8 protein-coding genes and 1 tRNA gene are annotated in these 13,489 nt (G+C 29.7%); 7 read left to right on the top strand and 2 right to left on the bottom strand.

Annotation, left to right across the window (positions count from 1 at the left end; translation table 11 throughout):
• Window positions 1-3: 3 nt before the first annotated feature.
• Window positions 4-1,428, top strand: coding sequence for a PLP-dependent aminotransferase family protein (locus ACK2WO_RS11495; protein ID WP_414697939.1), 1,425 nt, complete (start codon window positions 4-6; stop codon window positions 1,426-1,428).
• Between the two features lie 110 nt (window positions 1,429-1,538).
• A complete protein-coding gene (locus ACK2WO_RS11490; RefSeq protein ID WP_178412639.1) occupies window positions 1,539-1,781 on the top strand; it encodes a DUF896 domain-containing protein in 243 nt (80 codons plus the stop codon).
• Between the two features lie 69 nt (window positions 1,782-1,850).
• Here ACK2WO_RS11490 and ACK2WO_RS11485 read toward each other — a convergent pair whose 3' ends face one another.
• Window positions 1,851-2,759, bottom strand: coding sequence for a selenium metabolism-associated LysR family transcriptional regulator (locus ACK2WO_RS11485; protein ID WP_414697938.1), 909 nt, complete (start codon window positions 2,757-2,759; stop codon window positions 1,851-1,853).
• Window positions 2,760-3,100: 341 nt separating this feature from the next.
• Between ACK2WO_RS11485 and ACK2WO_RS11480 the strand changes: the two genes are divergently transcribed.
• From ACK2WO_RS11480 to ACK2WO_RS11465, 4 genes are all read left to right on the top strand, one after another.
• Window positions 3,101-4,801: an ABC transporter transmembrane domain-containing protein gene (locus ACK2WO_RS11480; protein ID WP_178411940.1), complete on the top strand. Its 1,701-nt coding sequence runs from the start codon at window positions 3,101-3,103 to the stop codon at window positions 4,799-4,801.
• A gap of 16 nt (window positions 4,802-4,817) precedes the next feature.
• Window positions 4,818-5,489, top strand: coding sequence for a TetR/AcrR family transcriptional regulator (locus tag ACK2WO_RS11475; RefSeq protein ID WP_414697937.1), 672 nt, complete (start codon window positions 4,818-4,820; stop codon window positions 5,487-5,489).
• 209 nt (window positions 5,490-5,698) lie between these two features.
• A complete protein-coding gene (locus tag ACK2WO_RS11470) occupies window positions 5,699-7,765 on the top strand; it encodes an efflux RND transporter permease subunit (protein WP_414697936.1) in 2,067 nt (688 codons plus the stop codon).
• A 36-nt stretch (window positions 7,766-7,801) separates the two neighbouring features.
• The gene (locus ACK2WO_RS11465) at window positions 7,802-9,817 is read left to right on the top strand and encodes a hypothetical protein (protein ID WP_414697935.1); all 2,016 of its coding nucleotides are present in this window, start codon (window positions 7,802-7,804) and stop codon (window positions 9,815-9,817) included.
• A gap of 710 nt (window positions 9,818-10,527) precedes the next feature.
• Here ACK2WO_RS11465 and ACK2WO_RS11460 read toward each other — a convergent pair.
• A tRNA-Leu gene (locus tag ACK2WO_RS11460) sits at window positions 10,528-10,609 on the bottom strand.
• 222 nt (window positions 10,610-10,831) lie between these two features.
• Here ACK2WO_RS11460 and polA point away from each other — a divergent pair.
• Window positions 10,832-13,483, top strand: a complete 2,652-nt coding sequence (polA, locus tag ACK2WO_RS11455) for a DNA polymerase I (protein WP_414697934.1) — start codon at window positions 10,832-10,834, stop codon at window positions 13,481-13,483.
• Window positions 13,484-13,489 lie beyond the last annotated feature (6 nt).

Below are 13,489 nucleotides of genomic sequence, written 5' to 3'. Positions count from 1 at the left end.
ATTATGGAAAAATACTATTTAAATATAGAGAATATACAGGGGAGAAAATATATACGGATATATACTCATATAAAAAATTTAATAATAGATGGTAAAATAAAAGAACACGAAAAATTACCGCCTATTAGAAAGCTATCAGAGTATATAGGTGTAAATAATACTACAATTGTAAAAGTATATGAGCTTCTAGAAAAAGAAGGGTATGTTTATAAAATTGTAGGTAGTGGAACTTTTGCAGCTGAGATAAAAAAATATAGATCTAAAGACGATAAGAAAAATAAGAATATTATTCACTTTGATAATGGGAATCCATCAAATGAGATGTTTCCAGTAGAGGATTTTAAAAAAGCTGTTAATAGTGCACTATGCAAAAATGAAGGAACTATATTTGAATACGATGAAGGTCTTGGAAATGAAGGGTTAAGAGATAGAATTTCTAAGTATCTTATAAAAAATGGAATAAATACTACAAAAGATGATTTACAAGTTATATCAGGAGCTCAGCAGGGAATAGACATTGTATGTAAAGGTATTATAAATTATTCTGATATTGTATTTGTAGAAGAACCTACATACAATGGTGCAATAGAGGTATTTAAAAGCAGAGGTGCTAAAATAATATCTATACCATTGCTGGATGATGGAATTGATATAGGAATATTAAAACTAAAATTGGATAAAATAAAACCTAAGCTTATGTATGTTATGCCTAATTTCCAAAATCCTACAGGGATTTCTTATTCAACTTATAAAAAGAAAAAATTGTTAGAATTAGCTGAGGAGTATGATTTTTATATACTGGAAGATGATTTTATAAGCGATTTTAAATTTGATTCTGAGGACAATAAGCCTTTAAAAAGTTATGATGAAAATAATAGAGTTATATACATAAAGAGTTTTTCAAAGATATTTATGCCAGGGCTTAGAATCGGGGTAGTAAATATACCACAAGAGCTTATGAAAAACATACTTTGGGCAAAATATTCTTCAGATATATCTACTCCAGGACTTATACAAAGCTCTCTTCTTTGCTATATGGAAGAGTTTGATTGGGACAATCATATAGAAAAAATGGATAAAATATACGATGAAAAGTACAGAGTAGCAAAAGAAAGTATTAAAAAATTTTTTAGGGGAAGAATAAGAGTTAGAAACTGCTCTGGAGGAATAAATTTCTTCTGTGAACTTCCAAGAGGTTGCAAGTCTAAAGAATTTACAGAGTTTATATATAAAAAAGGTGTGTCAGTACTTCCGGGGACATATTTCTATGATAATGTAATAGATGATAGATTCTTTAGGATAAATATAGCAAGAGAAAGCGTTGAAAATATAAAAAAGGGTATAGAGATAATAGGCGAGAGTTTAGAAGAATTTTTGAAAAATAATGATGAAAATGAATCTATAATGGATAATAGCCTATTCTATTAGAATAAAACTTGAGTATATTAAATAAGCAATTGATATAATTGGACAAAAATGATTTAATAGAAGATGTAGTTTTAGAATATATAAATTTGAATTGAAAAGGAGAAGATAAAATGATAGATCAGAAATTAATAAACAGAATAAATGAATTAGCAAAGAAAAATAAAGCTGAAGGATTAACTCCAGCAGAAACAAAAGAAAGAGAAAAATTAAGAAAAATATATCTACAGGAATTTAAAAAAGGATTCAAACAGAGATTAGACTGTATAGAAGTAGTATCTCCAAAAGAATTTGAAGAAAGAACAGGAAGAAAACCAGGTAAAAACTGTAGTATGTGTGAAATAAAAGAAAACTAAAAACTTAAGAACTATTGTGTTAAATTAAAAAGGCTGCTGCAAAATCTGCAACAGCCATCTTTTTTTCTTTTATTTATGATCTAATCCAAAGTATTCACATAATTCATTTAGGAATTTGTTTTCTAGTGGAGTGAATGTTTTCTTTTTAGAGTATATGAAATAGAATTTACGAGAGAAGTCTATTCCTTTTATTTTGTAGCTTTTTAGTTTTCCTGAGTTTATGTATTCTTCTGCAGAAATTTGTGATATGAATGATACACCTAATCCCTGTCTAACCATTTCTTTTATAGACTCATTTGATTCTACATGAGCTAATATATTTAATTTAGCTGTAGAGAATCCGGCCTTTTTAAGTGTTTTGAATATTAAATCTCTAGTACCAGAACCTTCTTTTCTCATTATAAAGTTAAAATCATATAATGCTGATACATCTATTTCCCCGTTTACGTTTTCTATTTCTAGGTCTGGTGGTGTTATTAAAACTAAATTATCGTCGATAAGGTTTACGTATTTTATCTGTGGGTTGCTAATTTTAGAACCGACAAATCCGAAACTGATTCTCTCATCTAGTATTTCAGATATAGCAAACCGCGAATCATAATGGCTTATACTGAATTTTACATCAGGATAAGTATTAGAAAAACTCTTCATAAATCCAGGTAAAAGGTATGTTTCTGGGATAGAACTGCAGGCTATATCGATAAGCCCTTCTATTTTACCTGAGTATTCTTTAATATCGTAAATAGCTTTTTTACAGTTATTTAATATGTAAATAGCGTGTTCATAAAGAATTTTACCAGATTCAGTAAGAGTTATAGTCTTATTACTTCTGTTTACTAAAACCGTCTCTAGTTCATTTTCTAAATTTTGAATGTGGGCACTTACTGTTGGCTGTGTAAGGAATAGCTCTCGTGATGCTTTAGAGAAACTCTGGTGCTTTACAACAGCAACAAATACCTCAAGTTGTTTAAGATCCATAATGAAATAATCCCCCTTAAAATATTGGTTTTTAAATAATAATAAATAGAATCAATTATAATTCCAAAACAATTACCATGAAAATAAAAAATAATCTTAATAAAATTTATATATATAGCAAATATGCTTGTGTATAGATAAAAAAATAAAAAATAAAAATTTATCTATAGCATAGAATTATTATAACACAAGATTTAGATAAGATGTATAAGATTTACAGATAAATTTTGAGCAAAAAATTATAAAATATGAATGAATTGATGTATATTTTAGAAATAGTATAGAAAATAAATTCAATTTAGTGTAAAATTGGAAAATATGAGAAGTAAGGGGGGAATTATATGTTAAAAGAATTTGTTCAATATTACAAACCGTATAAAAAGCTATTTATACTAGACATGATTTGTGCTTTTTCAGCATCAATGTGCAATCTTTTATATCCAATTATGACTAGAAACATAATGGATGACATCATACCTAATAAAAAAATTGATCTATTATTTATATTTGCAGCTATTCTTATAGTTATATTTATAGCTAAGGCAGGATTCAACTACTTTATGCAGTATTGGGGGCATGTTGTAGGTGTTAGAATGCAGGCAGATATGAGAAGTGTTGTTTTTAGACATCTCCAAAAATTACCTAATAAATATTTCGATGAAAATAAATCTGGTGTTACAATGTCTAGAATTGTAAACGACCTTATGGACATAACAGAACTTGCACACCACGGTCCAGAAGATTTATTTATATCATTAGTAACAATCATAGGTTCATTTATAATTTTAATGGGAATAGATATTCCATTAACACTTATAATATTCGCAGTACTTCCATTTGCAGTTTGGTTTGTTGCACGCAAAAAAGACAAAATGGGTAATGCGTTTATGAAAGCTAGAGTAAAAGTAGGGGAAGTAAATGCTACCCTAGAAAATAGTATAGCTGGTATGAAAGTTACAAAATCATTCTGTACAGAAGATGAAGAACTTGAAAAATTTGACAAGATAAACAATATATTCAAGGATGCTAGAGAGGAATCTTACAAGGCTATGGCTGAGTATTTCTCTGGAATGAACTTCTTCATGGATTTATTAGAATGGATAGCTATGATACTAGGTGGATACTACACTTATGTAGGAAGAATAACTATTGGAGATTTTGCAGCGTATATTTTATACGTAAAAATGTTCATAGAGCCTATGAAAAAACTTGTAAACTTTACAGAACAGTACCAGAATGGTATGACAGGATTTAAACGTTTTAAAGAAATAATGGATGAAGAAATCCAGGAAGAAGCTAAAAATCCTAAAGAACTTAAAAATGTAAAAGGAAATATAGAAATAGAAAATGCATCATTTACTTATGAAGATGAAAATGAAGTAATAAGTAATTTAAGTCTGTCTATAGAAGCAGGAAAAACAATTGCGTTAGTAGGTCCATCAGGAGGTGGAAAAACTACTCTTTGTAGCTTAATACCTAGATTCTATGAATTAGATTCTGGGGATATAAAAATAGACGGAAATAGTATAAAGGATGTAAGTCTAAGATCACTTAGAAAAAATATAGGTGTTGTTCAGCAGGATGTGTTCTTATTTACAGGAACAATTAGAGACAATATAATTTGCGGAAATCCTGATGCTACAGAAGAAGAAATGATAGAAGCAGCTAAAAAGGCTAGAATACACGATTTTGTAATGACTTTACCTGAAAAATATGACACATATATAGGTGAAAGAGGGGTTAAGTTATCTGGTGGACAGAAACAGAGAATATCTATATCTAGAATATTCTTAAAGAATCCTCCAATAATAATACTAGATGAAGCTACTTCAGCACTTGATAATGTGACAGAAAGAGAGATACAGGCATCTCTTGAAGAATTAAGTAAAGATAGAACGAATATAGTGGTAGCTCACAGACTTTCTACAATAAAAAATGCAGACGAGATAATAGTAATAACTAATGGAAAAATTTCTGAAAGAGGAACACATGATGAACTTATAGAAGCTGGAGGAATATACGCTACTCTTCACAGCAAATAAATTGGAGGGAAGTAAAATGAAAGATTCAGAAGTTAATCAGCTAAAAGATCACATAATAAAAACCGCATCAGGACTTTTTATTAAATATGGATACGGAAAAACGACAATAAGACAGATTGCGGAGTCATCTGGACTTGGAAGAGGCCATTTGTACTATTACTTTAAGAAAAAAGAGGATATATTACTGTATCTATATAAGGAATTACTAGAAAAAATCTACGGAACTATAGCAGAGAAAAAAATAAAAGAGAATGATATAGTTGCAAACTATATAATCAGTCAGTATATATACACTCATGCTGTAGCTACATCTGAAAAGGTGTTTAGATTATATATCGAAGCCTCAAACGTAAGGTCTATCAGAAAAGAGTATATAAATATTCTTCTAAATTTATTTAAAGAAAAATTAATGGAAAGCAACTATACTTTTAATGATAAAGATTTATATATGAGTATTGCAATGGGATGTGCTGGAGAGTGTGAATTGCTAAATCAGTACTACGAAGGAATACTTAATGTAGATTTAGATGATATTATAGTTAATGTTGTTAAAACAAGATTTGCACTTTTAAATGTTGATGAAGATATAGATATAGACAAGATAATACAAGAGGCAAGAGAATTTAAGGATGATATGAATCTTGAGGAAGTTATAAATAATGTAGTTGAATCAAGTGATTTAATATAACTAGAAAAATTAATATAGTAAATTATACGTGATTAATATAAATACTACCGAATTTCGTGTTTAGACATGAAGCTCAGTAGTATTTTTTTTATAACTTCATAAAAACTTCATTTTTACGAAGTTATAAAAATGTTGACTTTTTATTAGGCACGCCCTATAATATATTTATAAAAATTAGGTATGCCCAAATGGGAAGGAGAAGGAGAAAAATGAAAAAGATTGCTGATAAGATAGCAAAACATAGTAAAATCATTCTTTTGATAGCATTTTTACTTTTGATACCATCAGTTATGGGATATATCAAAACAGATATAAACTACGATATACTTAGTTATTTACCAGAAGATGTATCTACTATGAAAGCAGAAAAGATAATGAAAGAAGATTTTAACTGTGGATCTTTGGCTATGTTGGAAATCGAAAATATGCCAGATAAAGATGTAGCTAAGATTAAAGAAAAAGTCGAAAAGGTAGACGGTGTGCAAGAAGTTATTTGGAAAGATAGTTTTATAGACTTAGCATTTCCAAATGAAATGATACCTAAGGATATGAGGGATATGCTTTATTCTGGGGATGCGACTATGATGATAGTCAAATTAAAAGAAGGTACTGCTGATGAACTTACAATGAAAGCAGTTGATACTATTAGAGGTATTGCAGGTAAACAGGCCTTCCTTAGTGGAATGTCAGGAATTATAAAAGATACAAAGGATTTATCAGATAAGGAAATGCCACTTTATGTTATAGCTGCTGGAATACTTACTATGATAGTTTTACTTTTGACTATGGAGTATACAGCTATTCCATTTGTATTCCTTACAAATATTGCAATAGCGATAATTTACAACTTCGGAACTAATATAATTTTTGGAGAAATATCTTATATAACAAAAGCGTTGTGTGCAATATTGCAGCTTGGAGTTACAATGGACTACTCAATATTCTTACTTCACAGATACGACGAGGAACTTTTGAATACTGATAACAGAGAAGAGGCCATGGCAAATGCAATAACAAATACATTTACATCTATATCAGGTAGTTCACTTACAACTGTTGCAGGATTCATTGCTTTATGTGCAATGGACTTAGCATTAGGTAAGGATATCGGTATAGTAATGGCAAAAGGGGTTGTGCTTGGAGTTTTAACTACAGTTACAGTACTTCCAGCTTTAATACTTACATTTGATAAAGTAATACACAACCATAGACACAAAACAATTCTTACAAGCTTTGAAAAGACTTCAGATTTTGTAATTAGAAATTATAAAAAACTTACAGTTTTATTCTTAGTTTTAATGATACCAGCAATATACGGAAATAATAATGCAAAGGTATACTACAACTTGGATGAAACACTACCTGATGATTTACCATCAATAGTTGCTACAAATAAAATGAAAAAAGACTTCGATATGAATAGTACAGATATGATATTTGTAAAAGATAGTTTAGATTCATATAAGGTTGACCAAATGGTAAGTGAAATAGAAAAGGTCGATGGAGTTAACTCTGTTGTAGCACTTGAAAAAGTAGTTGGTTCAGGATTCGTTCAAGATATTATTCCAGACAGTATGCTTTCAGAAGTAAAAGCAGGTGGATATGAACAGATAATGATTAACTCAAAATATAGAGCAGCTACAAAAGAATGTGGTGCTCAGATTAGAGAATTAAATAATATAGTTAAAAAATATGATCCAGATGGACTTACCGGTGGTGAAGCACCTCTAACAGAGGATTTAATAAGAATTGCCGATACAGATTTCAAAAAGGTAAGTGCAGTTTCTATAATAGCAATATTTGCGATAATCGCATTTGTATTTAAGTCTGCATCAATACCAGTTTTACTAGTTGCAGCAATTGAAGGTGCAATATTTGCAAACTTAGGTATTCCGTATTATACAGGAACAGTTCTTCCATTTATAGCATCTATAGTACTTGGAACAATACAGCTAGGAGCTACAGTTGACTACGCTATACTTCTTACTTCTAGGTTTAAAGAAGAACTTTCAAATGGATACGATAAATATGAAGCTATGAAAATAGCAATACAGAAATGTGGACGCTCAATAGTAACAAGTGGATTCTCATTCTTCAGTTCAACAATAGGTGTTGGTATAATATCTAAACTAGAAATGATAAGTTCACTTTGCTCATTAATGGCTAGAGGGGCAATAATAAGTATGTTTGTAATACTATTTATGCTACCAGGATTATTATTAATAAGCGAAAAATTAATAGAAAAAACATCAAAAGATTTCATTCCTAAAAATTAGAAGTGAAACGTCATATTATTTGAGGAGGAATTTAAGATGAAAAAGGAAACTAAAAATAAATCAATTGCATCAGTTTGTACATTAGCTATTTTAGCAGCATCAGCATCTCCTGTGCTTGCTGAAAGCAGTTATATAAAAAAAGACGAAACAGTATATACAATACTTAAAAAAGATGGGACAGTAGAAAAGAATATAGTATCAGAATGGTTAAGTGGAGATGGCTCACTAGATAAAATAAATGATAAAAGTATTTTAAAAAACATAAAAAATGTTAAAGGTGATGAAAAACCAACAATAGATGGAGAAAAAGTAACTTGGGATACAACTAAAGACGACCTATACTATCAGGGGCAGACAGATAAACAGCTTCCAATAACTACAGATATAGAATATGAATTAAACGGAAGAAGTGTAACTGCAGATGAAATAAAAGGTCAGTCAGGTAAGGTTAAGATAACTATAAGATTAAAAAATAATGAATCTAGAAATGTAAAAATAGCTGGAGAAAATAGAACAGTTTATGTACCATTTATAACAGCTACAGAAATATTAATGCCTAGAGAAAACTTTAAGAATATAAAAACTAGTTCAGGAAAAACTTTAGATGATGGAAAAACATCTTCAATAACAGCTATATCATCTCCAGGTCTTGAAGCATCTTTAGATATGGGTGGAGATTATAGTAGTCTATTTGATAAAATAAGCTCAACTATAACTATAGAAGCTGAAACAACTGATTTTAAAGTTCCAGAAGTAATGATAGCAGCTACATCTGATATGTCTAGTCTAGAAGATATAGACTCTGATAGTGATTTAGGTGATATAACTTCTATGATAGATAAATTAAAAGATGCAGGAAAAGAATTATTAAACGGAACTGAACAGCTTTACAATGGTACTACAGAATTAGCTACAAATTATGAAAAATTTGATGCAGGAACACAGACTTTAAGTGGAGGAATACAGACTCTTACAAATGGTGTAGGTTTAATAGGTAGAAATGTTCCAATGCTTAATCAGGGTGCACAGAAACTTATGAATGGTATAGAACGGCTTAGTGCAGGTCAGGATAAGTTTACAACAGGTGTTTCAATGTATGTAGAAAATACAGGAAATCTTTATAATGCATATTCTGATATAGACAACGGAATAAAAAATGCAGCAGCAGGTGCAGAACAGCTATCAAGTGCTCTATCAAATGCAAGTTCAGCAGGTGGAGGTCTATCAGAATTAAGTGGATCTATATCTAAAAATAAAGAATTAGCATCTGGAATAGAATCAGCTGCAAATACTATAATAGATGATAAAAATTCAAGTGAAGAATCAAAAGCAGCTGCAAAGAAAATAAAAGAACTTAGTCAGGCATCTCAGAGTATATCTTCTCAACAGGAATCTGCCATAGGTGGTGCAGAAAGTTCATTATCATCAGCTAAGAGTGGATTGTCAGAAGCAGCTGGTGCAGCAAAACAGTTATCTGCAGGATTATCACAGCTTAGCGCAGGATCAAGTCAGTATAGCTCAAAATTTGCACAGTTAGTAGAAGCAGGAAAAACTCTTGAAGAAAATTCAGGAAAATTAGATGGATCAACAGATAAACTTTATGAAGGAAGTCAGCAGCTTTACAATGGAACTACTCAGTTACAGGACGGAACTACTAAATTAGTATCAGGTGGAGAAGAGCTTAGAAAAGGTTCAGATAAATTAGCAACAAGCTCTAAACAGATACTAGCAGGAACTAAAAAATTACAGGGTGGTTCAAAACAGCTTTATGATGGTGTTAAAAAGGCAAATGATGAAGTAACTTCAGAAGTATCTTCAAAGACAGGTAAGATAGATGATATAGAAAGATTAGTAGATACAAAAGATGTATTATTAGACCTAGCAAATGACTACGACAACTATGCTGGAATAGGTGAAGATATGAATGGTGATGTTAAATTCATAATGAAGGTAAACACTGATGATGAAAGTGATAATGGAACAAAAGAAAAAGTAGTTAAAGAAGAAGCTACAGGTATAAAAGGCTTAATACAGAGAATAATGAAAAAATAGAGAGTTATCAAAAGATAAGCTAGTGCAATAAGATTTACACTAGCTTATTTTTTATTAATGAGTGGGTAATCTTTTTATGTAAGAAGATTTTTTTATAAATTTATAAAAAGAATTAAAAATTCACATTAGTTTTACATTACATTGATAATAAATTCATATTAAATGTGTATTATTAAAGCATAGAAAGATTAGCTTTTTCTTAAGAACATAATATAATTACCCTATTTGATTCGGCGGCAGTTCTCCCTCACATCCTCAAATTTTCTGCCGCCGAATAAAAAAATCCCGTTAAGGGATTTTTTTATTTTTTGAAAATATAAAAGTTAAATTAAAAATTAAAAATAAAGATTAATAATATTAAATTATGAATAAAAAAATATTATTAATAAAAAGATTTAAAAAATAGGCTAAATATATTAAAGACCTAATTTATGTATATATAGTAATAAAAATTTATAAAATATTCAATAGAATGTGCACGAAATGCAAAAAAAGGATTCGAAAGTGCCTTTTTTTGACACGAAAGTGCTTTTTTTGGTCGTGAAGTGAAAATTTGTGCAGATTGAATTTGAAAAAATTAGACAAAGCTTAGAGTATTAATCTAGGCTTATTTTTTTATTTAAATTTAATTAATAATAGAATTAGAAAATAAAAAAATACTGACCAGAGTAAGTCAGTATTTTAGTGTGTTTAAAAGATATATAATTTTATGGTACCGCTGACGGGACTTGAACCCGTACGGTTTCCCGCATGATTTTGAGTCATGTGCGTCTGCCATTCCGCCACAGCGGCAAGTTAAAAACTATAATACATATTATAACAATTAAATTTACTTGAATCAAGCATTATATAGAGATACAAAATTAAAAAAATATATAATTTAAAAAAGAATTATTTTTTATTAGTACATAATACTAAAAAAATTCACTCTGTTATGATAATATAATATAAGTAATATATTAAAAATATTGAATAGAAAAAATGAAATAAAAAATGGAAAACGGAGTGATAAATTTGAATAAAAGACTCATCATAATAGATGGAAACTCAATAATAAATAGAGCTTTTTATGCTCTACCACAGACAATGGATAATAAAGAAGGACTTCATACAAATGCAATATATGGTTTTACTACAATGCTATTTAAAATGATAGATATATACAAACCAACACACATAAGTGTTGCATTTGATAGAAAAGCTCCAACATTTAGACATAAAGAATACAGCGATTATAAGGCTGGAAGAAAAAAAATGCCTCAAGAGTTGTTTGAACAGATGCAACCATTAAAGGAATTATTAGATGCATTTAAAATAGAGAGATTTGAAATAGATGGATACGAAGCAGACGATATAATTGGTACTATATCTAAGGCTGCAGAAGAAGATGGATTTGAGGTATTTATAGTTACTGGAGATAAGGATGCTATACAGTTAGCATCTAATAAGACTACTACACTTATAACTAAAAAAGGTGTAGCTGATGTTGAGGAGTATAACTATGATTCAGTAATAGAAAAATATGAAATGACTCCTACACAGTTTATAGATTTAAAAGGACTTATGGGAGATAAATCTGATAATATACCTGGTGTACCGGGAGTAGGTGAAAAAACAGGTATAAAATTAATAAAACAGTTTGGAAGTATAGAAAATTTAGTTGAACATACAGACGAGCTAAAAGGAAGTATTAAGAAAAAAATAGAAGAAAATAAAGATGAGGCAATACATAGTAAATGGCTTGCTACTATTGTAAGAGATGTTCCAATAGAATTTGATTTAGACAAAATGATATTTGGAGACTATAAAGTAGATGATGTTATAGAAAAATTCCAGTTCTTTAAATTTACAAGCCTTATAAAAAAGGTTATGGATATGAGTGGAACACAGGAATTAGAGGAAAATAACGACAATTTAGAAATAGATTATGATACAGATCCTTCAAATATAATATCTCTTATAAAAGAAAATGGTGCCTTTGCATTAAAGACAGTTACAAGAGAAGGAAATTTATTAGAAAAAAATATAATATGCATGTATATAACTTTAGACGGAGAAAAAGTATTCTACGTTCATGAAGATAGATTAGACGCATTTAGAGAGGTTTTAGAGTCTAATGAGATAAAGAAGTATGGATATAATATGAAAGAGGATTATGTAGCTCTTATGCCTTATGGAGTGGTTTTAAAGGGGATGTCATTTGATATAGCTATAGCAGAGTACTTAATAGACTCTACATCTACTAATACAAGTGAATGTGGAGCGATAGCTATGAAATATCTTATGAAATCAGTTAAATCTAAAGAAGAGTTACTTGGAAAAGGTGTAAAAGCTAAAAAATTCGAGGATTTAACAAAAGAAGAGCTTTCAGGATATATTTCTTCGGTTTTAAATACAGTAGTTAATGCAATGCCTAAAATGAAGGAAGAAATAGAAAATACAAAAATAGAAAAACTATTTGATGATGTTGAAATGCCTTTAGTTGAAGTACTTGGAAATATGGAATACACAGGTATTAAAGTTGATAAGGAAATGCTTGCTGAATTAGGAAAAGAATTTACAAAGATAATATCTTCTCTTGAAGAAGAAATATACGGATATGCAGGTGAGGAATTCAATATAAATTCTCCAAAACAGCTCGGTGTAATTTTATTTGAAAAATTAGAACTACCTGTAATAAAGAAAACTAAAACAGGATACTCAACTAATGCAGAGGTTCTTGAAAAATTAAAAGACAAACATCCTATTATAGATAAAATAGGTGAATATAGACAGATAGTTAAATTAAATTCTACGTATGTTGAAGGATTAACTGCCCTTATAAATCCAATAGATGGTAGAATACATTCCACATTCAATCAGACAATAACTACAACAGGAAGAATTTCTTCTACAGAGCCAAATTTACAGAATATACCTGTCAGAATGGAAATTGGTAGAAGACTTAGAGCGGTATTTGTATCTGATGATGAAAAAAGACTTGTAGATGCCGATTATTCTCAGGTAGAGCTTAGAGTATTAGCTCATATGAGTGGTGACCAGAATATGATAGAAGCGTTTGAACATGGAGAGGATATACATAGAAAAACTGCATCTCAGGTATTTAATGTACCAGTTGAAGAAGTTACTTCAGAGCTTAGAAGTGCTGCAAAAGCTGTAAACTTCGGTATAATATATGGAAAAACAGATTTTGGTCTATCTGAGGATTTAAATATACCTGTACCACAGGCAAAACAGTATATAGAAAGTTACTTTGCAAAATACGAAAAAATAAAGGAATTTATGGATAATATAATTGAAACTGCAGAAAAAGACGGATATTCTCAGACAATGTTCAATAGAAGAAGATATATTCCGGAGATAAAATCAAAGAACTTTATGGAGAGAAATAGAGGGAAAAGAGCTGCAATGAACGCCCCTATACAGGGAAGTGCAGCAGATATTATAAAAATAGCTATGGTCAATGTGTTTAGAAGATTAGAAAAAGAAGAGCTTAAATCAAAATTAATACTTCAGGTACACGATGAGCTTATAGTTGAAACACCTATAGATGAACTTGAAAAAGTAGAAAAAATAGTTAGAGAAGAAATGGAAAATGCAGTAGATATGAAAGTTGCTCTTACTATTGATTTAAACACAGGTGTTTCTTGGTATGAAACAAAGTAGGTGATT

Origin of the sequence: Peptacetobacter sp. AB845 (assembly GCF_047528295.1) — a bacterium.
GTDB lineage: Bacteria > Bacillota > Clostridia > Peptostreptococcales > Peptostreptococcaceae > Peptacetobacter.
Note: the sequence above shows the minus strand (reverse complement) of the source record. Positions and strands in the feature narration are given on the sequence as shown.